The organism is Kosakonia sp. H02, from assembly GCA_030704225.1.
Classification (GTDB): domain Bacteria; phylum Pseudomonadota; class Gammaproteobacteria; order Enterobacterales; family Enterobacteriaceae; genus Kosakonia.
In genome coordinates this window covers 754,154-780,622 of the sequence record CP131915.1, presented here as the reverse complement: position 1 = coordinate 780,622, position 26,469 = coordinate 754,154, and the positions used below count along the sequence as shown (strand labels likewise).

The window sequence follows — 26,469 nt, the reverse complement described above, 5'->3', positions numbered from 1 at the left end:
ATGTTCAACAAAATTCTGGTGGTATGTGTGGGGAACGTTTGTCGTTCCCCGACAGCAGAACGGCTGCTGAAAAAGTACCAGCCCGCGCTGACGGTTGAATCTGCCGGGCTGGGTGCGCTGGTTGGGCGCAGCGCAGACGCCAGTGCCATACATGTGGCGGCAGATAATCAACTTTCTCTGGAAGGGCATGTCGCGCGTCAAATCACGGGAAGACTGTGTCGTGAATTCGATCTGATTCTGGTCATGGAAAAACGCCACATTACCAGGTTGTGCGAGATTGCCCCGGAAATGCGTGGAAAGGTCATGTTGTTTGGCCACTGGAATGACGAACGGGAAATTCCCGATCCGTATCGCAAAAGTCGCGAAGCTTTTGAAGCCGTTTACACCTTACTTGACCAGTCTGCCCGCCTTTGGGCGCAGGCATTGCAAGCTCAGCAGGGATAATAATGACAGAGAAAACACACCATTCGGCCCCGGCGGTGGGCAATGACGAAATCGATATTGGCCGCCTGCTCGGCACAATCATTGAAGCTCGCTGGTGGGTCCTGGGCATCACTTCGATATTTGCCCTGGTCGCGCTCGTATACTGCCTGTTCGCGACGCCCATCTATAGCGCTGACGCCCTGGTGCAGATTGAGCAAAACACCGGTAGCTCGCTGGTGCAGGATATCAACAGCGCCCTGAGTAACAAACCGCCCGCCTCGGAAGCGGAAATCCAGCTGATCCAGTCCCGCCTGGTGCTGGGCAAAACCGTTGACGATCTCGATCTCGATATCTCAGTGGTGAAGAATACCTTCCCGCTGTTTGGTGCTGGCTGGGATCGCCTGATGGGCCGCCAGAATGAGACGGTAAAAGTCACCACCTTTACCCTGCCGAAAGGTGCTGCGGAACAAACGTTTACCGTCAAAGTGCTTGGCCCGAAACAGTATCTGTTGAGCAGCGATGCCGGGTTTGAAGCGCGCGGTGAAGTGGGCAAACTGCTGAGTAAAGATGGCGTCACAATGCTGGTGAGCGCTATTCAGGCGTCGAACGACAGCGAATTCACCGTCACCAAGTTCTCTACCCTTGGCATGATCAACAATTTGCAGAACAACCTGACGGTGATGGAAAACGGCAAAGATACCGGCGTGTTAAGCCTGACTTACACCGGTGAAGATCGCGATCAGATCCGCGCCATTCTCAACAGCATCACCCGTAACTACCTTGAGCAGAACATTGAGCGTAAGTCAGAAGAAGCGGCGAAGAGCCTGATCTTCCTTGATAAGCAACTGCCGGAAGTGCGTCAAAACCTTGACGAGGCGGAAGATAAGCTCAACACCTATCGCCAGACCAAGGACTCCGTTGACTTGCCGCTGGAAGCGAAATCGGTTCTCGACTCGATGGTCAATATCGACGCGCAGTTGAACGAACTGACCTTTAAAGAAGCGGAAATTTCCAAGCTCTATACCAAAGCGCACCCGGCGTACCGCACGCTGCTGGAGAAACGCCAGGCGCTGGAAGATGAGAAAGCGAAACTGAACAACCGCATTACGGCGATGCCGCAAACGCAACAGGAAATTGTGCGTCTGACCCGCGATGTCGAATCCGGTCAGCAGGTCTATATGCAACTGCTGAACAAACAGCAAGAGCTGCGGATAACCCAGGCCAGTACAGTCGGTGACGTGCGTATCGTCGACCCGGCCATTGCGCAGCCTGGCGTACTGAAACCGAAGAAAGCGCTGATTATCCTCGGCAGCATCATTCTCGGCCTGATTGTTTCCGTGGTGGGTGTGCTGCTGCGCTCGTTGTTCAACCGCGGTATCGAAAGCCCGCAGGTGCTGGAAGAGCATGGGATCAGCGTTTATGCCAGCATCCCGCTCTCTGAATGGCAGAAAGCGCGCGATACCGTCAAAACCAGCAAAGGGACCAAACGCTACAAGCAGAGCCAACTGCTGGCGGTGGGTAACCCAACGGATCTGGCGATTGAAGCGGTTCGCAGCCTGCGCACCAGTCTCCACTTCGCCATGATGCAGGCCACCAATAACGTGCTGATGATGACCGGGGTGAGCCCGTCCATTGGTAAAACGTTCGTCTGCGCCAACCTGGCGGCGGTGATTAGCCAGACCAACAAACGTGTGCTGCTGATCGACTGCGATATGCGTAAAGGCTACACCCACGAACTGCTGGGCACCGACAACATTAACGGTCTGTCTGATGTGCTGGCGGGCAAAGGCCCGGTGGAAAACTGCGCCAAACCGACCTCGATCAGCAACTTCGATCTGGTGCCGCGTGGTCAGGTGCCGCCGAACCCGTCTGAGCTACTGATGAGCGAGCGTTTCACCCAACTGGTGCAATGGGCGAGCAAGAACTATGACCTGGTGCTGATCGATACGCCGCCAATCCTCGCGGTAACCGATGCTGCGGTGGTTGGCCGCCATGCAGGCACCACGCTGATGGTCGCTCGCTACGCGGTCAACACCCTTAAAGAAGTGCAGACCAGCCTGAGCCGCTTTGAGCAGAACGGTATCCAGGTGAAAGGCGTGATCCTGAACTCGATTTTCCGCCGCGCGACCGGCTATCAGGATTACGGCTACTACGAATACGAATACAAGTCCGATTCGAAATAACAAGACTCACACCTCTACCCTCTGCGTGCTCCGTCCTCTCCCTTTATGGGGGAGGGCAGGAGAGAGGGCAAAAGCGGCATGTTGAACGCATTAGGGATCGCATCATGAGCACAACAGCAAACCCATTAATTTCAATTTATATGCCAACCTGGAACCGGCAGCAGCTGGCCATCCGCGCGATTAAATCGGTGCTGCGTCAGGATTACCCGCACTGGGAAATGATCATCGTCGATGACTGCTCCGCGTCCTTCGACCAGTTGCAACAGTTTGTCGAAGAACTGGATGACCCGCGTGTTAGTTACACGCGTAACGACTTTAACTCCGGGGCCTGCGCGGTGCGCAACCAGGCCATTTTGCAGGCCACCGGCCAGTACATCACCGGTATCGATGATGACGATGAGTGGACGCCGAACCGGCTATCGGTTTTTCTGGCACATAAACATCTGCTGAATACGCGCGCGTTTTTATACGCCAATGATTATGTCTGCCAGGGGGAAGTCTACGCCCAACCGGCGAGCCTGCCGCTGTATCCGAAATCGCCTTTCTCCCGTAAGTTGTTCTACAAGCGCAACATTGTGGGCAACCAGGTCTTTACCTGGGCGTGGCGTTTCAAAGAGTCACTGTTCGATACCCAATTAAAAGCTGCTCAGGATTACGACATTTTCCTGCGCATGGTGGAAGAGTACGGCGAGCCGTTCAAGATTGAAGAGGCCACGCAGATCCTGCATATCAACCATGGGGAAATGCAGATCACCTCCTCGCCGAAGAAGTTCTCCGGCTACTTCCATTTTTATCGTAAGCACAAAGACAAGTTCGATCGTGCCAGCAAGAAATATCAGCTCTTCACCCTCTACCAGATCCGCAATAAACGGATGAACTGGCGCACACTGCTGACGCTGTTTTCACTGCGTAACGGCAAACGCCTGGCTGATGGGCTGCGGGGGAAATAATGCGATTGGAAGATTTTCGCGCAAATCAGTGGAACTTGCGCCCGTGCTGCATGGTTGCGGCTTACCGCATCGCCCATTTCTGCTCGGTGTGGCGTAAAAAGCATGTCATCAACAATCTTTGGGCCGCGCCGGTCATTCTGCTTTACCGCTTTGTGACCGAGTGCCTGTTTGGCTATGAGATTCAGGCTGCTGCCACCATCGGCAGGCGCTTCACTATTCATCACGGCTACGCGGTGGTGATTAATAAAAATGTCGTTGCCGGGGATGATTTCACCATTCGTCACGGCGTCACCATCGGTAACCGTGGCGCAGAGAATCTTGCCTGCCCGGTTATCGGCAATAACGTCGAATTGGGCGCGAATGTGGTGATGATCGGCGAAATTACCATTGGCAACAATGTCACCATCGGCGCGGGCAGTGTGGTGCTCGACAGTGTGCCGGATAACGCGCTGGTGGTGGGTGAGAAAGCGCGCGTGAAGGTGATTAAATGAATATTTTGCAGTTTAATGTTCGCCTCGCTGAAGGCGGCGCTGCGGGCGTCGCGCTGGATCTTCACCAGCGCGCGCTGCAACAGGGTTTTCAGTCGCGCTTTATTTATGGTTACGGCAAAGGCGGCCAAAAAAGCGTCAGCCACGACAATTACCCCAACGTTTATAAGCAGACGCCCCGTCTGACCTCTATCGCCAACCTGGCGCTGTTTCGCCTGTTTAACCGCGATGTTTTCGGCAATCTGAACAATCTCTACCGCACGGTGACCCGCACCGAAGGGCCGGTGGTGCTGCACTTTCACGTGATGCACAGCTACTGGCTGAACCTTGATGAACTGGTAGCGTTCTGCCAGAAAGTGAAAGCACACAAGCCGGATGTGACGCTGGTCTGGACGCTGCATGACCACTGGAGCGTGACCGGCCGCTGTGCATTTACCGACGGCTGCGAAGGGTGGAAAAGCAACTGCCAAAAATGCCCGACGCTGGCGAACTACCCGCCGGTGAAAATCGATCGCGCCCATCAATTAGTGGGCCGTAAGCGCCAGTTATTTACCGAAATGCTGGCGCTCGGCTGCCAGTTTATCTCCCCCAGCCAGCACGTAGCGGATGCCTTTAACAGCCTGTATGGCGCAGGGCGTTGCAACATTATCAATAACGGCATTGATGTGGCGACCGAAGCGATTCTCGCGGAACTTGCGCCGGTGAAAGTGACGCAGGGCAAACCGAAAATCGCCGTTGTGGCTCACGATTTGCGCTATGACGGCAAAACCAATCAACAACTGGTGCGCGACATGATGGCGCTGGAAGACCGCGTTGAATTGCATACCTTCGGCAAGTTCTCGCCGTTTACTGCGCCGAATGTGGTCAACCACGGTTTTCTGACAGACAAGCGCAAATTGATGAGCGAACTCAACGAGATGGATGCGCTGGTCTTCAGTTCCCGTGTAGATAACTACCCATTGATTCTGTGCGAAGCACTCTCGATCGGTGTACCGGTGATTGCCACCCACAGCGATGCGGCGCGGGAAGTGTTACAGAAATCTGGCGGTAAAACGTTCAGTGAACAGGAGGTGCTGCCGCTGGTGCAGTGCCATAAAGCAGATATTGCCCAGGCGGTGTTTGGCGAAAGCCTCGACGCGTTTCGCGCGCGCAGCCGCCAGGCGTATAGCGGCCAACAGATGCTGGAGGAATATGTCTCGTTCTATCAGAATCTGTAGCTATCTGCTGCTGCCGGTGATTTACCTGCTGGTCAACGTCAAGCTTTTCCAGTTGGGTGAAAGTTTCCCGATAACCATCGTCACCTTCTTGCCGGTGCTGTTGCTGCTTTATGTTGAGCGCCTCAGCCTGAAAAAGTTGATGCTGGCGCTGGGTATCGGCGCGGGTTTAACGCTGTTTAACTTTATCTTTGGTAAATCGCTGGATGCCAGCAAATATGTCACCTCGACCATGCTGTTTGTCTACATCGTGATCATTATTGGCATGGTGTGGAGCATCCGCTTCAAAACTATCTCACCGCATAATTATCGTAAGATTTTGCGATTTTTCTATATTGTCGTGGCGATAATAGTCACGCTGGCGGCAATGGAAATGGCCCAGATAATTCTGACCGGTGGCAGTAGTTTGATGGAAGCTATTTCAAAATATCTTATTTACAGTAACAGTTACGTACTGAATTTTATCAAGTTCGGGGGGAAGCGAACCACGGCGCTCTATTTCGAACCGGCATTCTTCGCCCTGGCGTTAATCTCAATTTGGCTTAGCATCAAACAGTTTGGTATCAAAACGCCGAAAACCGATGCTATGATTTTGGCAGGGATAGTTCTTTCGGGATCGTTTTCAGGGGTAATGACCTTTATCCTCTTTTATCTACTGGAATGGGCATTCCAGTATCTGAATAAAGAGGCGATCCGCAAAAAGTTACCGTTGGCAATTATTTCACTTGCCGTGTTTGTTGTTGGTATCGTATTTGCTTTTCCTTACATCGCGACACGTATTGGCGATTTAGGGACGGAAGGCTCTTCTTCTTATTACCGAATTATCGGTCCGCTGGTGATGGTGGGATATTCACTGACCAATATTGATGGCGTAGTAAGATTCGGCTCACTTTATGAATATGTCGCATCATTCGGAATCTTTAACGGTGCAGATGTCGGGAAAACAATAGACAATGGGTTGTATCTGCTGATCATTTATTTTTCATGGTTAGCAGTAATACTGAGCGGATGGTACTTGTTTAAAGTCGCTAAAATGACGGTGAATGCTTTCGGCAATAATCAGAATTTTCGCGTTCAACTTTACTTGTTTACTCCGATATCGTTGTTTTTTACGGGGTCTATCTTTAGCCCGGAATATGCGTTTTTAATTGTTTGTCCGTTTATTCTGCGTAAAGCGTTGAATATCGTGAATTCATGAAAAGGTGGGTCACATGCTGCTAAGTGTTATTACTGTCGCGTTTCGCAATTATGAAGGTGTGATGAAAACCTGGCAGTCGCTGGCTCACCTGGCGAAAGCGCAAAATATCGAATTCGAATGGATTGTGGTTGATGGCGGCTCGCAGGATGGCACTGAGGAATTTCTGAAAAGCCTCAACGGACAATATAATTTACGTTTCATAAGCGAACGCGATAAAGGCATATACGATGCCATGAATAAAGGTATTGATATGGCCGCGGGACGCTTTGCGTTGTTTCTGAATTCCGGTGATATTTTCCATGAAGAAATTGTGGATGTTATTCGTCAACTGGACGAGTCATCGGAAAACGCAATGTATATTGGCGACGCGCTGCTTGATTTTGGTGACGGCACTAAAGTTCGTCGTAGCGCAAAAAATGGCTGGTATATTTATCACAGCTTACCGGCCAGCCATCAGGCCATTTTCTTCCCGGTAAATGGTCTGAAAACTTACCCCTACGATCTGCAATTTAAAGTCTCTTCCGATTACGCGTTAGCAGCCAGAATGTTTAAAGCGGGTTTTCCGTTTAAGCGTTTGAAAGGGCTGGTATCTGAATTTTCTATGGGTGGCGTATCCACTTCCAATAATCTCGAATTATGTCAGGACGCCCGCAAAGTGCAGCGCATGATATTGCGTGTACCTGGGTTCTGGGCGCAGTTGTCTTATATGTTGCGTTTACGGACGACGGGCAAAGCAAAGGCCTTATATAACAAAGCTTAACGCCCCAACATAAGGAAAGAATATGCAGGATTTACAAGGATTCTCCGTGCCGAAAGGCTTTCGGGGCGGCAACGCTATTAAGGTTCAACTGTGGTGGGCGGTGCAGGCAACATTATTCGCATGGTCCCCGCAGGTGCTCTATCGCTGGCGTGCTTTCTTGTTGCGTTTATTTGGCGCAAGGGTAGGAAAAGGCGTGGTTATTCGTCCATCGGTAAAGATCACCTACCCGTGGAAATTAACCTTAGGCGATTACAGCTGGGTAGGAGATGACGCGGTGTTATATACGCTGGGTGATATTTCTATCGGCGCAAATTCTGTGATTTCACAGAAATGTTATTTGTGCACCGGCAGTCACGATTATACGAGCGCGCATTTTGATATTAACGCGACGCCAATCGTGATTGGTGACAAGTGCTGGCTGGCGACGGATGTGTTTGTCGCACCAGGCGTCACCATCGGCGACGGGACGGTAGTCGGTGCGCGCAGTAGTGTTTTTAAATCGCTTCCGGCAAACGTGATTTGCCGTGGCAATCCCGCAGTGGTAACGCGCGAACGCGTTGAAAAGGTAACTCCCTAACAGGGAACATTGAGGAAAATAAATTATGTCTAAAGTCGCTCTCATCACCGGCGTTACCGGGCAAGATGGCTCTTATCTGGCAGAACTGCTTCTGGAAAAGGGTTACGAAGTACACGGCATCAAACGCCGCGCTTCCTCTTTCAATACTGAGCGTGTTGATCATATCTACCAGGATCCACACACCACTAACCCGAAATTCCACCTGCACTACGGTGACCTGACGGATTCTTCAAACCTGACCCGTATCCTGCAAGAAGTGCAGCCGGATGAAGTGTACAACCTGGGTGCGATGAGCCACGTTGCGGTCTCCTTCGAATCCCCGGAATACACCGCTGACGTTGACGCCATGGGTACGCTGCGTCTGCTGGAAGCGATTCGCTTCCTCGGCCTTGAGAAGAAAACCCGCTTCTACCAGGCATCCACCTCTGAACTGTATGGTCTGGTGCAGGAAATCCCGCAGAAAGAGACCACGCCGTTCTACCCGCGCTCTCCGTATGCGGTTGCCAAACTGTACGCTTACTGGATAACCGTTAACTACCGTGAATCCTACGGCATGTACGCCTGCAACGGCATCCTGTTCAACCACGAATCTCCGCGTCGCGGCGAAACCTTCGTGACCCGCAAAATCACCCGCGCTATCGCCAACATCGCTCAGGGCCTGGAATCTTGCCTGTACCTGGGCAACATGGACTCCCTGCGTGACTGGGGCCATGCCAAAGACTACGTGAAAATGCAGTGGATGATGCTGCAACAGGACAAACCGGAAGATTTCGTTATCGCCACCGGCGTGCAGTACTCCGTGCGCCAGTTCGTTGAATTTGCGGCGGCGCAACTGGGTATCAAACTGCGCTTTGAAGGCACCGGCGTAGACGAGAAAGGCATCGTGGTATCTGTCACTGGCCACGACGCACCGGGCGTGAAACCGGGCGATGTGATCATCGCCGTTGACCCGCGCTACTTCCGTCCTGCTGAAGTGGAAACCCTGCTGGGCGACCCGACCAAAGCACACGAGCGTCTGGGCTGGAAACCGGAAACCACGCTGCAAGAGATGGTCTCTGAAATGGTGGCAAAAGATCTGGAAGCAGCGAAAAAACACTCCCTGCTTAAGGCCCACGGTTACGAGGTTGCCATCGCGCTGGAGTCCTGAGCATGACCAAACAACGTGTTTTTGTGGCTGGCCATCGCGGGATGGTGGGGTCAGCCATCGTAAGGCAGCTCGAACAGCGTGCGGATATCGAACTGGTGCTGCGTTCCCGCGAGGAACTGAACCTGCTCGATGCCGGCGCGGTGAACGCGTTTTTCGCCAGCGAGCATATCGACCAGGTTTACCTGGCGGCAGCGAAAGTGGGCGGTATTGTGGCGAACAATACCTACCCGGCGGACTTCATCTACGAAAATATGATGATTGAGAGCAACATCATTCACGCCGCACACAAGCATGACGTGAACAAGCTGTTGTTCCTCGGTTCGTCTTGCATTTACCCGAAACTGGCGAAGCAGCCAATTGCGGAAAGTGAATTGTTGCAGGGGACGCTGGAGCCAACCAACGAGCCGTACGCGATTGCCAAAATCGCCGGGATCAAGCTATGCGAGTCTTACAACCGCCAGTACGACCGCGATTACCGCTCGGTGATGCCGACCAATCTGTACGGGCCGCACGACAATTTCCATCCGAGCAACTCGCACGTGATCCCTGCGCTTTTGCGCCGCTTCCATGAAGCGACCCAGCAAAATGCGCCGGATGTGGTGGTGTGGGGCAGCGGCACGCCGATGCGTGAATTCCTGCACGTTGATGATATGGCTGCGGCCAGCATTCATGTACAGGAACTGGCGCGCGAAGTGTGGCAGGAGAACACCGAACCGATGCTGTCGCATATCAACGTCGGTACCGGTGTCGATTGCACCATTCGCGAGCTGGCACAAACCGTGGCGAGCGTTGTGGGCTACAAAGGTCGCGTGGTGTTCGATGCCACTAAACCGGACGGCACCCCGCGCAAACTGTTGGATGTGACCCGCCTGCATCAGCTTGGCTGGTATCACGAGATTTCACTGGAAGCGGGGCTTGCGAGCACCTACCAGTGGTTCCTTGAAAACCAGCACCGGTTCCGGGGGTAGGCATGTTTTTAAGTCATGAAGATTTTGCCACGGTAGTGCGCTCAACCCCGCTGATTTCCATCGATTTGATCGTGGAAAACTCACGCGGCGAGTTTTTACTCGGCAAACGCACTAACCGTCCGGCCCAGGGATACTGGTTCGTGCCGGGCGGACGCGTGCAAAAGGACGAGCCGCTGGCGGCCGCTTTCGAGCGGCTGACTCAGGCGGAGCTGGGGCTGCGCCTGCCGATGTCGGCAGGTGAGTTTTACGGCGTCTGGCAGCACTTCTATGACGATAACTTTTCCGGCCCGGATTTCACTACCCACTACATCGTGCTGGGTTTTCGTCTGCGTGTGGACGAGGAAACCCTCGCGCTGCCGCCCGACCAGCACGATGACTATCGCTGGGTATCGCCGGAGGCGTTGATTGCCGATCCGCTGGTGCATGACAACAGCCGCGCCTATTTTCTCGACGCACAGGGAGTGCCGGGCTTATGAAAATCCTGGTTTATGGCATCAACTATTCGCCGGAGCTGACCGGGATCGGGAAGTACACCGGCGAAATGGTGGAATGGATGGCCCGTCAGGGCCATGACGTTCGCGTCATCACCGCACCGCCGTACTACCCGGAATGGAAAGTGGGTGAACACTACAGCGCCTGGCGCTGGCGCAAAGAGCAGGGCGCGGCCACCGTCTGGCGCTGCCCGCTGTATGTGCCAAAACAACCCTCAACGTTAAAAAGATTACTGCATCTGGGCAGCTTTGCCCTGAGCAGCTTTTTCCCGCTGATGGCCCAACGTAGCTGGAAACCGGATCGCATTATCGGTGTCGTTCCGACGCTGTTTTGCACACCAGGCATGCGCCTGCTGGCAAAACTGAGCGGCGCAAAAACGCTGCTGCACATTCAGGATTACGAAGTCGACGCCATGCTTGGTTTAGGCATGGCGGGCAAAGGCAAAGGTGGCCGGGTGGCAAAACTGGCGACCGCATTTGAACGCAGCAATCTGCATAACGTCGACAACGTCTCGACCATCTCCCGCTCAATGATGAACAAAGCCCGGGAGAAAGGCGTCGCGACGGACAACATTATCTTCTTTCCAAACTGGTCCGAAGTGGCGCGGTTCCGTGATGTCGACGCTGAAAGCATCGCGCAGTTACGCCAACACCTTGGCCTGCCGGATGACAAAAAAATCATTCTTTACTCCGGCAATATCGGGGAGAAACAGGGCCTGGAAAATGTCATTGACGCCGCAGCACAACTGCAAAGCCATCCGTGGCTGTTTGTGATTGTCGGCCAGGGCGGCGGCAAAGCGCGGCTGGAGAAAATGGTCAGCGATCGCGGCCTTAACAACGTGAAGTTCTTTCCGTTGCAGCCGTACGACGCGCTGCCTGCGCTGCTCAAACTGGGTGATTGCCACCTGGTTATTCAAAAGCGCGGTGCCGCCGATGCGGTGCTGCCGTCCAAGTTAACCAACATTCTGGCAGTGGGCGGTAACGCGGTGATCACCGCCGAAGAGAGTACCGAACTCGGCCAGCTCTGTTTGAATGAGCCAGGCATTGCGGTTTGCGTCGAACCGGAATCGGTTGAGGCGCTGACCCTTGGGATAGAGCGCGCGTTAGCGCTGCCCAAAAACAACACGGTGGCACGTGAATATGCCGAACGCACGCTCGAAAAAGAGAACGTGTTAAGCCAGTTTATTGCAGATATCAGCCCGCAGAGTGTTGAGACGCCCGTGTATGCCCGCGAAAACGCGCAGCATGAAGGCCATCTCAACCTCGACGGGAATGGGGATAAATCATGAGTCAAACACAACTGTATCCGGTGGTGATGGCCGGAGGCTCCGGCAGCCGTCTGTGGCCACTGTCCCGCGTGCTTTACCCTAAACAGTTTCTCTGCCTGAAGGGCGATCTCACCATGCTGCAAACCACGGTCTGTCGCCTGAACGGTGTGGAGTGCGAAAGCCCGGTGGTGATTTGTAACGAGCAGCACCGCTTTATCGTGGCAGAACAGTTGCGCCAGCTTAATAAGCTGACGGAAAACATCATCCTTGAACCGGCAGGGCGCAACACCGCACCAGCCATTGCGCTGGCCGCGCAGGCGGTAAAACGCCACAACCCGGACAGCGATCCGCTGATGCTGGTGCTGGCAGCCGACCACGTCATTCAAAATGAAGAGGCGTTTCGCGCCTCAGTACGTGATGCGATCCCGTATGCAGAAGCCGGCAAACTGGTGACCTTCGGTATTGTGCCGGACCTGCCCGAAACCGGTTACGGCTATATTCGCCGCGGTGAAGTCAGCCCAGGTCAGGTTGACGCCGTCGCTTTTGAAGTGGCGCAGTTCGTGGAAAAACCGAATCTGGAAACCGCGCAGGGTTATGTCGCCAGCGGTGAATACTACTGGAACAGCGGCATGTTCCTGTTCCGCGCGGGTCGTTACCTGGAAGAGTTGCAGAAATACCGCCCGGATATTCTCGAAGCGTGTGAGAAAGCGATGGATGCCACTGACCCGGATATGGACTTTATCCGCGTTGATGAAGCGTCGTTCCTCGCCTGCCCGGAAGAATCTGTCGATTACGCGGTGATGGAAAAAACCGCCGACGCAGTGGTGGTGCCGATGGATGCAGGCTGGAGCGATGTCGGTTCCTGGTCCTCTTTATGGGAAATCAGCCAGCACACGCCAGAGGGAAACGTCCATCACGGCGACGTTATCAGCCATAAAACCGAAAACAGCTATGTTTACGCGGAATCTGGCCTGGTGACCACAGTCGGTGTGAAAGATTTGGTGGTGGTGCAAACCAAAGATGCGGTGCTGATTGCTGACCGTAATGCGGTACAGGACGTGAAGAAAGTGGTGGAGCAAATCAAAGCCGACGGGCGTCATGAACACCACATTCACCGCGAAGTGTACCGTCCGTGGGGCAAATATGACTCTATCGATGCGGGCGATCGCTACCAGGTGAAACGCATTACCGTCAAGCCAGGCGAAGGGCTTTCCGTGCAGATGCATCACCATCGCGCTGAGCACTGGGTGGTGGTCGCGGGTACGGCGAAAGTCACCATTAATGACGAGGTGAAACTGCTGGGCGAAAACGAATCAATCTATATTCCGCTCGGCGCGCGTCACTGTCTGGAAAACCCAGGAAAAATTCCGCTCGACCTGATTGAGGTGCGCTCTGGTTCGTACCTTGAAGAGGACGATATTGTGCGGTTTGCGGATCGTTACGGGCGTAGTTAACGCCTTATGCCGATAAGCGGTGCGCTGCTTCGGCCTGAACATGTAAACAAACAACAAAAATGGCCAGTTACGGTCAAGGCTGACTGTTGCCTGAAGAAGAGGTAATGATGGAAAAATTAACCTGTTTTAAAGCTTACGATATTCGCGGAAAGCTGGGCGAAGAACTGAATGAAGATATAGCCTGGCGTATTGGCCGCGCCTATGGGGAATACCTGAAGCCGCAGACCATTGTGCTCGGCGGCGATGTGCGCCAGACCAGCGAATCACTGAAGCTGGCGCTGGCGAAAGGGTTGCAGGACGCGGGCGTGAATGTGCTGGATATCGGGCTTTCCGGCACCGAAGAGATCTACTTTGCCACTTTCCACCTCGGCGTGGATGGCGGTATCGAAGTGACCGCCAGTCACAACCCGATGGATTACAACGGCATGAAACTGGTGCGTAAAGGCGCGCGCCCGATCAGTGGCGATACCGGCCTGCGCGATGTGCAGCGCCTGGCGGAAGCTAACGACTTCCCGCCGGTTAACCCGGAAAAACGCGGCAGCTACGAGCAAATCAACCTGCGCGATGCCTACATCGATCACCTGCTGGGTTATATCAACACCAACAACCTCAAGCCGCTGAAACTGGTGATTAACTCCGGTAACGGCGCGGCAGGGCCGGTGATTGATGCTATCGAGGCGCGTTTTAAGGCGCTGAATGTGCCGGTGAGCTTTATCAAAGTGCATAACGAGCCGGATGGCACCTTCCCGCACGGTATTCCTAACCCGCTGCTGCCGGAGTGCCGCGACGATACCCGTAATGCGGTAATCGAACATCAGGCGGATATGGGCATTGCCTTTGACGGCGATTTTGACCGCTGCTTCCTGTTCGACGATAAGGGTCAGTTTATTGAAGGCTATTACATTGTTGGCCTGCTGGCAGAAGCGTTTCTGGAAAAACACCCTGGCGCGAAGATCATCCACGATCCGCGTCTCTCCTGGAATACGGTCGACGTCGTGGGCCGCGCTGGCGGTATTCCGGTGATGTCGAAAACCGGTCACGCGTTTATTAAAGAGCGTATGCGCGAAGAAGACGCCATTTACGGCGGCGAGATGAGTGCGCATCACTACTTTCGTGATTTCGCCTATTGCGACAGCGGCATGATCCCGTGGCTGTTGGTGACGGAGCTGCTGTGTCTGAAAGGTAAAACCCTGGCTGAACTGGTAGGCGACCGGATGGTGGCATTCCCGGCCAGCGGGGAGATCAACAGCAAGCTGGCCGATCCGGCAACCGCCATTAAACGTGTGGAAGACCACTTCACACCTGGCGCGCTGGCTATCGACCGCACCGATGGCATCAGCATTGCGTTTGCAGACTGGCGCTTCAATTTGCGCTCGTCCAACACCGAACCGGTGGTGCGCCTGAACGTGGAGTCACGGCGCGATGTCGCGTTGATGGAGGCACGAACGCAGGAAATTCTGGCGCTGTTGAATCAGTAACTATGAGCCGTTCTCCTCCCCCGGACCGGGGAGGAGGGCATACAGGCAGGTACAACGATGACAAATCTAAAAAAACGCGACCGGGCCAAAACGAATGCATCGTTAATCTCTATCGTGCAGCGATTTTCAGACATCACCATTATGTTTGGTGGGCTGTGGTTGGTGTGTAAAGTCAATGGGCTGCCGTTTCTCTACATGCATCTCTTGATGGCTCTCATTACGCTGGTGGTCTTTCAGATGATCGGCGGAATGACCGATTTTTATCGCTCGTGGCGGGGCGTCAAAATCATGACCGAACTGACGCTACTGTTGCAGAACTGGACGCTGAGCCTGGTTTTCAGTGCCGGGCTATTGGCATTCAATACCGATTTTGACAACACCTTCACCATTTATCTGGCCTGGTATCTGTTAACCAGCATGGGTCTGATGTTTTGCCGGGCCGTGATCCGCTTTGGCGCAGGCTGGCTGCGTAACATGGGCTACAACACGCGGCGCGTTGCCGTGGCCGGTGATATGCCGATGGGCCAGGAGTTGCTGGAAGGTTTTCGCAACGAACCGTGGCTCGGGTTTGATGTGGTCGGGGTTTACCACGATCCGAAGCCGGGCGGTATTACCACCGATTGGGCGGGTAATTTCGAGCAACTGATTGAAGATGCGAAAGCGGGCAAGATCCACAATGTCTATATCGCCATGTCGATGAACGATGCGGCCTGCATCAAAAAGCTGGTGCGCCAGCTTGCCGACACCACCTGTTCAGTGATCCTTATTCCGGATGTGTTCACCTTCAATATGCTGCATTCGCGTATCGAAGAGGTGAACGGGGTGCCGGTGGTGCCGCTGTATGACACGCCGCTTTCCGGTGTTAACCGCATCCTGAAACGTCTGGAAGATATTGTGCTCTCCTCGCTTATCCTGCTGCTCATCTCCCCGGTGCTGATTGCGATTTCGGTGGCGGTGAAACTGAGTTCGCCGGGGCCGATAATCTTCCGCCAGACGCGTTACGGCATGGATGGTAAGCCGATCAAGGTGTGGAAATTCCGCTCCATGAAGGTGATGGAAAACGACCAGGTGGTCACTCAGGCGACGCAGAACGACCCGCGCGTGACCAAAGTGGGCAGCTTCCTGCGCCGTACCTCACTTGATGAGTTGCCGCAGTTTATCAATGTGCTGACCGGCGGGATGTCGATTGTCGGGCCGCGCCCGCATGCGGTGGCGCATAACGAGCAGTACCGCTCGCTGATTGAGGGCTACATGCTGCGCCATAAAGTGAAACCGGGCATTACCGGCTGGGCGCAAATCAACGGCTGGCGCGGTGAGACCGACACGCTGGAGAAAATGGAAAAACGTATTGAGTTCGATCTCGAATACATCCGCGAGTGGAGCTTGTGGTTCGATATCAAAATCGTTTTTCTGACCATCTTTAAAGGCTTTGTCAATAAAGCGGCGTATTAAGGAAAGGTCATGAGCCTGAGAGAAAAAACCATCAGCGGCGCGAAGTGGTCAGCCATGGCCACGCTGACCATTATCGGTCTGGGGCTGGTGCAGATGACGGTGCTGGCGCGCATTATCGATAGCCACCAGTTCGGTCTTTTGACCGTCTCGCTGGTGATTATCGCGCTGGCGGATACGCTGTCGGATTTTGGTATCGCCAACTCAATTATCCAGCGTAAAGAGATAAGCCACCTCGAGCTGACCACCCTCTACTGGCTCAACGTCGGGCTGGGGATTGTGGTCTGCATCGCGGTCTTCTCCCTGAGCGGGATGATAGCCGATGTGCTGAATAACCCGGATCTGGAACCGCTTATCAAAACCCTGTCGCTGGCGTTCGTGGTTATCCCCCACGGCCAGCAGTTTCGGGCATTGATGCAAAAAGAGCTGGAGTTCAACAAAATCGGCGCGATTGAAACGCTGTCGGTGCTGGCGGGCTTTAGCTTTACGGTTATCAGCGCCTTTTTCTGGCCATTGGCGATGACTGCCATTCTCGGTTACCTGGTCAACAGCGCCGTACGTACGCTGCTGTTCGGCTACTTTGGCCGCAAAATTTACCGTCCCGGGCTGCATTTTTCGCTGGCGTCCGTTAGCTCGAACCTGCGTTTCGGCGCATGGCTGACGGCGGACAGCATCATCAACTACGTTAATACCAACCTTTCCACGCTGGTGCTGGCGCGTATCCTCGGCGCGAGCGTCGCCGGGGGATATAACCTGGCATACAACGTGGCGGTGGTACCGCCGATGAAGCTCAACCCGATTATCACCCGCGTGCTGTTTCCGGCCTTTGCCAAAATCCAGGACGACACCGCGAAGCTGCGCGTTAACTTCTACAAGCTGCTTTCCGTGGTGGGGATCATTAACTTCCCGATCCTGCTCGGGCTGATGGTGGTGTCGAATAACTTTGTGCCGCTGGTGTTTGGCGATAAATGGAACAGCATTATTCCTGTCCTGCAACTGCTGTGCATCGTGGGCCTGCTGCGCGCGGTCGGGAACCCGATTGGTTCGCTGCTGATGGCGAAAGCGCGGGTCGATATCAGCTTTAAATTCAATGTCTTTAAAACGTTTCTCTTTATCCCGGCGATTATCATCGGCGGCCATCTGGCGGGCGCGATCGGCGTGACGCTGGGCTTCCTGCTGGTGCAGATTATCAACACCGTGCTGAGCTACTTCGTGATGATCAAACCGGTGCTCGGCTCCAGCTATCGCCAGTACATCTTAAGCCTGTGGCTGCCGTTCTACCTGTCATTGCCGACACTGGTGATCAGCTATGGGCTGGGACTGGCGCTGAACGGGCATCTGCCCCTTGCCGCGATGCTGGCAATTCAGGTCGCCGGGGGCGTTATCGCCTTTGCGGGAATGCTGATTGTCTCGCGCAATGCGCTGGTGGTGGAGATGAAGCGCCAGTTTTGCCGCAACGAGAAATTGAAAACACTGCTTCGCGCAGGATAAGAGACGTTATTGAACCCCTTTTAAGAGGTCGTTATGAAATTATTGATCCTTGGCAATCACACATGCGGCAACCGTGGTGACAGCGCAATTTTACGTGGATTGTTGGACGCTATCGCCCGCCTGAATCCTGATGCAGAGGTGGATGTGATGAGCCGCTACCCGGTGAGCTCCTCATGGTTGTTAAACCGCCCGGTGATGGGTGACCCGCTTTATAGCCAGATGAAGGAGCACAATAACGCCGCCGGGTTGATGGGGCGTGTGAAAAAAGTGCTGCGCCGCCGTTATCAGCACCAGGTGCTGCTCTCCCGCGTGACCGATACCGGCAAGCTGCGCAACATCGCTATTGCCCAGGGGTTTACCGATTTTGTGCGCCGCCTTGCGGATTATGACGCCATTATCCAGGTCGGCGGCTCGTTCTTTGTCGATCTGTATGGCGTGCCGCAGTTTGAACATGCGCTTTGTACCTTTATGGCGAAAAAACCGCTGTTTATGATTGGGCACAGCGTCGGGCCGTTCCAGAATGAAGCCTTCAACCAGCTCGCCAATTATGTCTTTGGTCATTGCGATGCGCTGATCCTGCGTGAAACCGTCAGCCTGAATCTGATGAAACAGAGCGGCATCACCACCGATAAAGTGGAGCAGGGCGTCGATACCGCCTGGCTGGTGGAGCATCACGAGGATGACTTTACCGCCAGTTATGCGGTGCAGCACTGGCTGGATCTGGCGGCGAAAGACAAAACCGTTGCCATTACGCTGCGTGAACTGGCCCCGTTTGATAAACGCCTCGGCACCACCCAGCAGGCTTACGAACAAGCTTTCGCCGAGGTGGTTAACCGGGTGATTGACGCCGGTTATCAGGTGGTTGCGCTCTCTACCTGTACCGGGATCGACAGCTACAACAAAGATGACCGCATGGTGGCGCTGAACTTGCGTCAGTACATTAGCGATCCATCGCGTTACCACGTGGTGATGGATGAGTTGAACGATCTGGAGATGGGCAAAATTCTTGCCGCCTGCGAGTTAACCGTGGGCACGCGCCTGCACTCGGCGATCATCTCAATGAATTTTGGCACACCGGCGATTGCCATTAACTACGAACACAAATCGGCGGGCATCATGCAGCAACTGGGCATGCCGGAGATGGCGGTCGATATTCGCCACTTGCTCGACGGTTCGCTGGCGTCAATGGCGGCTGATACGCTGGGCCAGCTTCCGGCCATCAACGCGCGGCTGGCGACGGCGGTCGCGGCCGAACGCGAACACGGCATCAATATGGTGAAATCGGTGCTTGATCGTGTGCAGGGGGTGAAATGAAAGTCAGCTTCTTCTTGCTGAAGTTTCCTTTATCTTCTGAAACTTTTGTGCTCAACCAGATTGTTGCCTTTATCAATATGGGATTCGAGGTTGAGATTGTCGCCCTGCATAAGGGCGATATGAACAATACCCACGCCGCGTATACCGAGTACAACCTGGCGGAGAAAACGCACTGGCTGCTGGCGGAGCCGGAAGGGAAACTGGCAAAACTGGGCTACCGTGCTCAGGCCATTGCGCGCGGCGGCTTCAAATCGTCGACCTGGAAAGCGCTGAATATGTCCCGCTACGGCGACGAGGCGCGCAACTTGATCCTGCCCGCGATTTGCGGCCTTGCGCCGCGTACTTTCAGTGCCGATGTCTTTATTGCCCACTTTGGCCCGGCGGGCGTCACGGCCGCTAAACTGCGGGAACTCGGCGTGCTGAAAGGCAAAATCGCTACTGTGTTCCACGGCATTGATATCTCCCACCGCGACGTGCTGAACCACTACACGCCGGAGTATCAGCAACTCTTCCAGCGCGGCGATTTGATGCTGCCGATCAGTGATTTGTGGGCAGGTCGCCTGAGAAATATGGGCTGCCCGGAAACCAAAATTGCCGTCTCGCGTATGGGCGTCGATATGACCCGCTTTAGCCTGCGTTCGGTAAAAGAACCCGGCCGCCCGCTGCAAATCATCTCTGTGGCGCGCCTGACGGAGAAAAAAGGGCTGCATGTCGCCATCGAAGCTTGCCGATTGTTAAAAGAGCGCGGCGTGGAGTTCAAATACCGCATTCTTGGCATCGGCCCGTGGGAACGGCGTCTGCGTACGCTTATCGAACAGTTCCAGCTTGACGATGTGATTGAGATGCCCGGTTTTAAACCGAGCCATGAAGTCAAAGCGCTGCTTGATGAAGCGGATGTCTTTTTACTGCCGTCCATTACCGGCACCGATGGCGATATGGAAGGTATTCCGGTTGCGCTGATGGAAGCGATGGCGGTCGGTATTCCCGTGGTTTCGACGGTACATAGCGGCATTCCCGAACTGATTAAGGCAGGCGAATCTGGCTGGCTGGTGCCGGAAAACGATGCGCAAGCGCTGGCACAGCGTCTGGCGTCCTTTGCGGGAATGGCCAGTGACGATTTAACGCCGGTGGTAACCCGCGCGCGGGAAAAAGTCGAAACCGACTTCAACCAGAAAATCATTAATCAGCAACTGGCCAGCCTGCTGCAAACGCTTTGATGCGAGGTTTTATGACCGCAAAGAACAGAGCAACCGCGCTCTCACGACGTTCCTTTCTCACTGCCGGCTCTGCGCTGGCGGCCCTTCCTCTGCTGCACCTGCCTGCTGCCCGTGCGCTTGGGCGCAGCGACACCGTTAACATCAATGATTACAACCGCAATGACTGGCCCGCCGCGCTCAAACAGGCTTTTGCGGAGGCGCAAACGGTGGAGATCCCTGCCGGTCTGGTCTGTGAAAATATCAATACCGGCATTTTTATTCCGGCGGGGAAAACCCTGCTGGTGCGCGGTGCGCTGAAGGGCAGCGGACGCGGACGTATCGTGTTGCAGGACGGTAGCCGCGTGGTGGGTGAAAAGGGCGGCAGCCTGCACAACGTGATGCTGGATGTGCGTGGCTCCGATTGCGTTATCCAGGGCGTGAGCATGAGCGGCTATGGCCCGGTGATGCAAATCTACATTGGTGGCAAAGAGAAGCGCGTGATGCGCAATCTGGTTATCGATAACATCACGGTGAGCAAAGCAAACTATGGCATCCTGCGTCAGGGTTTTCATAACCAGCTTGATGGCGTACGCATTACCAATAGCCGCTTCAGCGATTTACAAGGCGACGCCATCGAGTGGAATGTGGCGATCAATGACCGCAATATCCTCATTTCCGATCACGTTATCGACAATATCAACTGCACCAACGGCAAAATAAACTGGGGCATTGGTATTGGGCTGGCGGGAAGCACTTACGACAATAATTACCCGGAAGATCAGGCAGTAAAGAACTTTGTTGTGGCGAATATTACCGGCAGCAACTGCCGCCAGTTAGTGCATGTGGAAAACGGCAAGCATTTTGTCATTCGCAATATCAAAGCGAAAAATATCACCCCGGATTTCAGTAAAAAAGCGGGGATTGATAACGCGACAGTGGCGATTTATGGCTGTGATAATTTCGTTATTGATAATGTCAGTATGGTGAATAGTGCCGGGATGCTGATTGGCTATGGCGTCATCAAAGGCGATTATTTGTCCATTCCGCAAAACTTCAAACTCAACGATATTCAGCAGGATAACAGCGACAGTAAATATAAACTGCGCGGCATCCAGATCTCTTCGGGAAATGCGACGTCATTTGTTGCCATCACCAACCTGAAAATGCAGCGCGCGACGCTGGAGCTGCATAACAAGCCACAGCATCTTTTCCTGCGTAATATTCATGTCACGCAGGACGCAGCAACGGGGCCGGCGCTGAAACTCAACTTTGATCTGCGCAAAGATGTGCGCGGTCGTTTTATGGCGAAGAAAGATACCTTGTTGTCGCTGGCGAACATTCATGCAGTCAATGAAAAAGGGCAAAGCTCGGTGGATATCGACCGCGTCGATCAGCATGTGGTGAATGTGGATAATTTAAATTTCCGGCTGCCTGCAAAACGATCCTGAATCTGAGGAGTGTGCTTTTACGACGAATCCTGGTGCTTTGATACCTGTGTTGGGATTACATCTACTGCCTTACAGGAACATTAGGCGTAACCTCTTTCACGACGACTCGCTGCAACTCACTGGCGAAAATGGGTTAAAGGTTTATAATTCATCCAATTATTATAGGTGGAAGAAATAATGGTTAATTTGAAAGCAGTTATTCCGGTAGCCGGTTTGGGAATGCATATGCTTCCCGCCACTAAAGCTATTCCAAAAGAGATGCTACCGATCGTCGACAAGCCGATGATTCAATACATCGTTGACGAAGTTGTTGCTGCTGGGATCAAAGAAATCGTTCTGGTGACTCACTCGTCCAAAAACGCCGTAGAGAACCACTTCGACACCTCCTACGAACTTGAAGCGCTGCTCGAACAGCGTGTTAAGCGCCAGTTGCTGGCGGAAGTGCAATCTATTTGCCCGCCGGGCGTGACTATCATGAACGTGCGTCAGGCGCAGCCGCTGGGCCTGGGTCACTCGATTCTGTGCGCGCGTCCGGTGGTGGGTGATAACCCGTTTATCGTGGTGCTGCCGGATATCGTGCTGGACACGGCTACGGCTGACCCGCTGCGCTACAATCTTGCGGCGATGGTGGCGCGTTTTAGTGAAACAGGGCGCAGCCAGGTGCTGGCAAAACGAATGAAAGGCGATCTCTCTGAATACTCTGTGATTCAGACCAAAGAGCCGCTGGACAGCGAAGGGAAAGTCAGCCGTATCGTGCAATTTATCGAGAAACCGGATCAGCCGCAGACGCTGGATTCCGATCTGATGGCGGTAGGGCGCTACGTGCTCTCTGCGGATATCTGGGCTGAGCTTGAAAAAACCGAACCAGGTGCCTGGGGAAGGGTTCAGTTGACAGATGCCATCGCCCAACTGGCGGAAAAACAGTCCGTCGATGCGATGTTGATGACCGGTGACAGCTACGATTGCGGTAAGAAAATGGGTTATATGCAGGCGTTTGTGAATTATGGGCTGCGTAACCTGAAAGAAGGTCAAAAATTCCGCGAAAGCATCCAGAAATTGCTGGCACAATGAACAATTAAAAACGACAGGTAATTTAATACCTTTTTCAGGGGGCAGCTAAGAGTAGCCGTTAAGCGATTCAGCTTAGGGTTATCCTGACTGTCCTTTGTTATTTTTGCTGTAAAATCAATAATTAAATAAGGTAAGGTGATCGGATTTTTGCGCTATTAGCGGGAAGATTTTTCCTTGTTTCCAGCGCTGTTTCAGCGGAGAATACCCGCTTAGCAATTTGTGCCTGGTGGCAACTAAAACTAATACAATGCTGGGCACTAACAGCATAAATATCGACTGTCGCACACAGTACACGGGTAGCTGGAGAGCCTGGGGCGGTAGCGTGCCTTAATGTTACTTAGCCCTGCTCTTTACCTATTCATTTTGTTCAAAACACTGCAAAGCAAGTACGGATTATTCTCGTGAAAATACTGGTCACCGGTGGTGCAGGCTTTATTGGGTCTGCTGTTGTTCGTCATATCATTAATAACTCTCAGGATGTTGTGGTTAATGTCGACAAATTAACCTATGCAGGAAATCTTGAATCTCTTATCGACGTCAGCACAAACGAGCGTTATTTTTTCGAACATGCGGATATCTGCGATGCAGCGCAAATGGCGCGTATTTTTGCACAACATAAACCCGATGCGGTGATGCATCTGGCTGCTGAAAGCCACGTTGATCGTTCAATAACCGGCCCGGCTGCGTTTATCGAAACCAATATTGTCGGCACTTATGTTTTACTCGAAGCGGCGCGTGCATATTGGTCTGCTCTGGATGATGCTGGCAAAAAAGCTTTTCGCTTTCACCATATTTCGACAGATGAAGTTTACGGTGATTTGCCGCATCCGGATGAAGTCGTTACTGGCGAGGCGCTGCCACTTTTTACTGAAAAAACGGCTTATGCACCGAGCAGCCCCTATTCTGCGTCTAAAGCATCCAGTGACCATCTGGTTCGTTCCTGGCTGCGTACGTATGGTATGCCGACTATGGTGACCAACTGTTCAAATAACTACGGTCCTTATCATTTCCCGGAAAAATTGATTCCGCTGGTGATCCTCAATGCCCTTGAGGGAAAACCGCTACCTATTTATGGCAAAGGCGATCAAATACGCGACTGGTTATATGTTGAAGATCACGCCCGGGCGCTTTATACCGTTGTTACCCGAGGTGTTGCAGGCGAGACGTACAATATTGGTGGCCATAACGAAAAGCAGAATCTCGACGTAGTGCATACGATTTGCGATTTGCTTGATGAGATGGTGCCGAAGAAAGGCTCTTATCGCGATCAACTAACCTATGTCACAGATCGTCCAGGCCATGACCGCCGCTATGCCATCGACGCAGATAAAATCAGCCGTGAGCTGGGGTGGAAACCGCAAGAAACTTTTGACTCAGGAATTCGTAAAACAGTGCAGTGGTATCTGGATAATCAGCGTTGGGTTGAGAACGTTAAAAGCGGTGCATACAAAAGCTGGATTGAACAGAACTACGAGAAACGTTAATCATGAATATTCTGTTGTTCGGTAAAACCGGGCAGGTAGGTTGGGAATTACAGCGCGCCCTGGCACCGCTGGGTAATGTTATCGCCGTCGATGTTCGTTCCACTGATTTATGTGGTGATTTCAGCAATCCGCAGGGCGTGTCGGAAACGGTTCGCTGCGTCCGCCCTGATGTTATTGTTAATGCTGCTGCCCATACCGCTGTTGATAAAGCAGAATCCGAACGTGATTTTGCTCAATTACTTAATGCAACAAGTGTCGAGGCGATCGCGCGCGAAGCGGCAGCGCTTGGTGCATGGCTGGTTCATTATTCGACGGATTACGTATTCCCGGGGACCGGCGAAATACCCTGGCGCGAAACCGACGAGCCGGCACCGCTTAATGTGTACGGTGAAACCAAGCTGGCAGGTGAAAAGGCAATTCAGCAGTATTGCCACAATCATTTAATTTTCCGTACAAGCTGGGTTTATGCAGCGAAAGGCAATAACTTTGCGAAGACTATGCTCAGGCTGGCGAAAGAGCGCGAAGAACTGTCTGTGATTGGCGATCAGTTCGGTGCGCCAACAGGTGCTGAGCTGCTGGCAGATTGTACAGCCCATGCGATTCGTACCGCTTTAAACAAACCGGAGGTGGCCGGGCTTTATCATCTGGTTGCATCAGGTACAACGAGCTGGCATGAATTTGCGCAACTGGTTTTTGCCGAGGCGCGCGAAGCTGGCATCCCGTTAGCGGTCAACAAAGTTAATGCTATCGCAACTGAAGCGTATCCAACGCCGGCGAAACGTCCTCATAATTCACGTCTCAATACAGAGAAATTTGCACGTGAATTTGACCTTGTTCTCCCTGAATGGGAGAGGGGCGTAAAACGTATGTTGGCTGAATGGTTCGCGGCGGCTTCGGTTTAATTGATTTTAAAATGCCTCTGGGAAGGCATTTTTCGTTCGGGAATATGAAATGAAAACACGTAAGGGAATAATCCTCGCAGGTGGGTCGGGAACACGTCTGTATCCTGTTACGATGGCGGTCAGCAAACAATTGCTGCCGATTTACGATAAGCCGATGATTTACTATCCGTTATCCACGCTCATGCTGGCAGGGATCAGGGATATTCTCATCATCAGCACCCCGCAAGATACACCGCGCTTTGAACAATTACTGGGTGACGGCAGTAAATGGGGAATTAACCTTCAGTATAAAGTGCAGGCGAGTCCGGATGGCCTGGCGCAGGCGTTTATCATCGGCGAAGATTTTATTGGCAATGATGATTGTGCGTTAGTGCTCGGCGATAACATCTTTTACGGTCATGATCTGCCGAAAGAACTGGAAGGAGCGATTAATCAGGAAAGTGGTGCGACAGTATTTGCTTATCATGTCAACGATCCTGAGCGTTATGGCGTGGTCGAATTTGATAAAAACGGCACGGCAATCAGCCTGGAAGAAAAACCCGCTGAACCCAAAAGTAACTACGCAGTAACTGGGCTCTATTTTTACGATAACGATGTTGTCGCGATGGCAAAAACATTGAAACCCTCTGCGCGCGGTGAACTGGAAATTACTGACATCAACTGCCTTTATCTTGAGCAGGGTCGTTTGTCTGTCGCCATGATGGGGCGTGGCTATGCATGGTTGGATACGGGCACGCATCAGAGTTTGATCGAAGCGAGTAACTTTATTGCGACGATAGAAGAGCGCCAGGGCCTGAAAGTCTCTTGCCCGGAAGAGATCGCATATCGTAAAGGATTTATCGACGCAGAGCAGGTCAAGCAACTGGCAGAACTTCTGAAAAAAAATGCCTACGGGCAGTACCTGCTGAAAATGATTAAAGGTTATTAACAATGAACGTAATTAAGACTGAAATCCCTGACGTATTGATTTTCGAACCGAAGGTGTTCGGGGACGATCGAGGGTTTTTCTTTGAAAGTTTCAGTCAGAAGGTTTTCGAAGAAGCTGTCGGACGTAAGGTTGAATTTGTTCAGGACAATCATTCCAAATCCGCTAAAGGCGTATTGCGTGGCCTGCATTATCAGCTTGAGCCGTATGCACAGGGTAAGTTGGTACGTTGCGTAGTGGGCGAGGTTTTTGATGTTGCGGTGGATATTCGTAAAGATTCACCGACGTTTGCAAAATGGGTCGGAGTTAACTTGTCAGCAGAAAATAAACGTCAATTGTGGATCCCGGAGGGGTTTGCACATGGGTTTCTTGTTTTGAGTGAAACCGCTGAGTTTGTTTACAAAACGACGAATTATTATCATCCTGAGAGCGATAGAGGGATTATATGGAATGATCCAACTTTTAACATTCAATGGCCGCTTGAGTTTGAGCCAGTGCTGTCAGATAAAGATAATAAACAAGCACTATTTTGTGAAGACTAAATAATATTAATTGCCCCTTAAGCAGAAGCCAATGGGGTCAAAGGCATT

Annotated in this window: 24 protein-coding genes; all 24 read left to right on the top strand. The window is 52.9% G+C overall.

Annotated features, from left to right (window positions below):
• The 24 genes from wzb (at position 1) to rfbC (ending at position 26,421) form a co-directional block, all read left to right on the top strand.
• Entirely contained in the window at positions 1-444 is a 444-nt protein-coding gene (wzb, locus tag Q5705_03825) for a low molecular weight protein-tyrosine-phosphatase Wzb (GenBank protein WLI77697.1), read from the top strand.
• Between the two features lie 2 nt (positions 445-446).
• A complete protein-coding gene (wzc, locus tag Q5705_03820; protein ID WLI77696.1) occupies positions 447-2,606 on the top strand; it encodes a tyrosine-protein kinase Wzc in 2,160 nt (719 codons plus the stop codon).
• A 104-nt stretch (positions 2,607-2,710) separates the two neighbouring features.
• Positions 2,711-3,556, top strand: a complete 846-nt coding sequence (gene wcaA / locus Q5705_03815; GenBank protein ID WLI77695.1) for a colanic acid biosynthesis glycosyltransferase WcaA — start codon at positions 2,711-2,713, stop codon at positions 3,554-3,556.
• Positions 3,556-4,047, top strand: coding sequence for a colanic acid biosynthesis acetyltransferase WcaB (wcaB, locus tag Q5705_03810; protein ID WLI77694.1), 492 nt, complete (start codon positions 3,556-3,558; stop codon positions 4,045-4,047). Before wcaA ends, wcaB begins: the two co-directional genes overlap by 1 nt.
• The gene (gene wcaC / locus Q5705_03805; protein WLI77693.1) at positions 4,044-5,261 is read left to right on the top strand and encodes a colanic acid biosynthesis glycosyltransferase WcaC; all 1,218 of its coding nucleotides are present in this window, start codon (positions 4,044-4,046) and stop codon (positions 5,259-5,261) included. Before wcaB ends, wcaC begins: the two co-directional genes overlap by 4 nt.
• The gene (gene wcaD / locus Q5705_03800; GenBank protein WLI77692.1) at positions 5,236-6,456 is read left to right on the top strand and encodes a colanic acid polymerase WcaD; all 1,221 of its coding nucleotides are present in this window, start codon (positions 5,236-5,238) and stop codon (positions 6,454-6,456) included. The genes wcaC and wcaD overlap by 26 nt, the downstream gene beginning before the upstream one ends.
• 13 nt (positions 6,457-6,469) lie before the next feature.
• Positions 6,470-7,216 carry a colanic acid biosynthesis glycosyltransferase WcaE gene (gene wcaE / locus Q5705_03795; protein WLI78961.1) on the top strand — a complete coding sequence of 249 codons (747 nt, stop codon included), beginning with the start codon at positions 6,470-6,472 and terminating at the stop codon, positions 7,214-7,216.
• Between the two features lie 22 nt (positions 7,217-7,238).
• Positions 7,239-7,793 (top strand): colanic acid biosynthesis acetyltransferase WcaF, encoded by a 555-nt coding sequence (gene wcaF / locus Q5705_03790; protein WLI77691.1) that lies wholly within the window; start codon positions 7,239-7,241, stop codon positions 7,791-7,793.
• Positions 7,794-7,818: 25 nt separating this feature from the next.
• Complete coding sequence (gene gmd, locus Q5705_03785; protein ID WLI77690.1) at positions 7,819-8,940, top strand: GDP-mannose 4,6-dehydratase; 1,122 nt, start codon at positions 7,819-7,821, stop codon at positions 8,938-8,940.
• 2 nt (positions 8,941-8,942) lie between these two features.
• A complete protein-coding gene (locus tag Q5705_03780) occupies positions 8,943-9,908 on the top strand; it encodes a GDP-L-fucose synthase (GenBank protein ID WLI77689.1) in 966 nt (321 codons plus the stop codon).
• Between the two features lie 2 nt (positions 9,909-9,910).
• Positions 9,911-10,384, top strand: a complete 474-nt coding sequence (locus Q5705_03775; protein WLI77688.1) for a GDP-mannose mannosyl hydrolase — start codon at positions 9,911-9,913, stop codon at positions 10,382-10,384.
• Complete coding sequence (wcaI, locus tag Q5705_03770; protein ID WLI77687.1) at positions 10,381-11,688, top strand: colanic acid biosynthesis fucosyltransferase WcaI; 1,308 nt, start codon at positions 10,381-10,383, stop codon at positions 11,686-11,688. The genes Q5705_03775 and wcaI overlap by 4 nt, the downstream gene beginning before the upstream one ends.
• Positions 11,685-13,121, top strand: coding sequence for a mannose-1-phosphate guanyltransferase (gene cpsB / locus Q5705_03765; protein WLI77686.1), 1,437 nt, complete (start codon positions 11,685-11,687; stop codon positions 13,119-13,121). The genes wcaI and cpsB overlap by 4 nt, the downstream gene beginning before the upstream one ends.
• Positions 13,122-13,228: 107 nt before the next feature.
• Entirely contained in the window at positions 13,229-14,599 is a 1,371-nt protein-coding gene (gene cpsG / locus Q5705_03760; GenBank protein ID WLI78960.1) for a colanic acid biosynthesis phosphomannomutase CpsG, read from the top strand.
• 57 nt (positions 14,600-14,656) lie between these two features.
• Positions 14,657-16,051 (top strand): undecaprenyl-phosphate glucose phosphotransferase, encoded by a 1,395-nt coding sequence (gene wcaJ, locus Q5705_03755; protein WLI77685.1) that lies wholly within the window; start codon positions 14,657-14,659, stop codon positions 16,049-16,051.
• Positions 16,052-16,060: 9 nt separating this feature from the next.
• Positions 16,061-17,539, top strand: a complete 1,479-nt coding sequence (gene wzxC / locus Q5705_03750) for a colanic acid undecaprenyl disphosphate flippase WzxC (protein ID WLI77684.1) — start codon at positions 16,061-16,063, stop codon at positions 17,537-17,539.
• A 33-nt stretch (positions 17,540-17,572) separates the two neighbouring features.
• A complete protein-coding gene (gene wcaK, locus Q5705_03745) occupies positions 17,573-18,853 on the top strand; it encodes a colanic acid biosynthesis pyruvyl transferase WcaK (GenBank protein ID WLI77683.1) in 1,281 nt (426 codons plus the stop codon).
• Complete coding sequence (gene wcaL / locus Q5705_03740) at positions 18,850-20,070, top strand: colanic acid biosynthesis glycosyltransferase WcaL (GenBank protein WLI77682.1); 1,221 nt, start codon at positions 18,850-18,852, stop codon at positions 20,068-20,070. Before wcaK ends, wcaL begins: the two co-directional genes overlap by 4 nt.
• An 11-nt stretch (positions 20,071-20,081) precedes the next feature.
• The gene (gene wcaM, locus Q5705_03735) at positions 20,082-21,497 is read left to right on the top strand and encodes a colanic acid biosynthesis protein WcaM (protein WLI77681.1); all 1,416 of its coding nucleotides are present in this window, start codon (positions 20,082-20,084) and stop codon (positions 21,495-21,497) included.
• A gap of 177 nt (positions 21,498-21,674) precedes the next feature.
• Positions 21,675-22,568 (top strand): GalU regulator GalF, encoded by an 894-nt coding sequence (gene galF / locus Q5705_03730; GenBank protein ID WLI77680.1) that lies wholly within the window; start codon positions 21,675-21,677, stop codon positions 22,566-22,568.
• A 401-nt stretch (positions 22,569-22,969) separates the two neighbouring features.
• Positions 22,970-24,052: a dTDP-glucose 4,6-dehydratase gene (gene rfbB / locus Q5705_03725; GenBank protein WLI77679.1), complete on the top strand. Its 1,083-nt coding sequence runs from the start codon at positions 22,970-22,972 to the stop codon at positions 24,050-24,052.
• Positions 24,053-24,054: 2 nt separating this feature from the next.
• Positions 24,055-24,954 carry a dTDP-4-dehydrorhamnose reductase gene (gene rfbD / locus Q5705_03720; protein WLI77678.1) on the top strand — a complete coding sequence of 300 codons (900 nt, stop codon included), beginning with the start codon at positions 24,055-24,057 and terminating at the stop codon, positions 24,952-24,954.
• Positions 24,955-25,003: 49 nt separating this feature from the next.
• Positions 25,004-25,882, top strand: coding sequence for a glucose-1-phosphate thymidylyltransferase RfbA (rfbA, locus tag Q5705_03715; protein WLI77677.1), 879 nt, complete (start codon positions 25,004-25,006; stop codon positions 25,880-25,882).
• Positions 25,883-25,884: 2 nt separating this feature from the next.
• Positions 25,885-26,421 (top strand): dTDP-4-dehydrorhamnose 3,5-epimerase, encoded by a 537-nt coding sequence (rfbC, locus tag Q5705_03710; protein WLI77676.1) that lies wholly within the window; start codon positions 25,885-25,887, stop codon positions 26,419-26,421.
• Positions 26,422-26,469 lie beyond the last annotated feature (48 nt).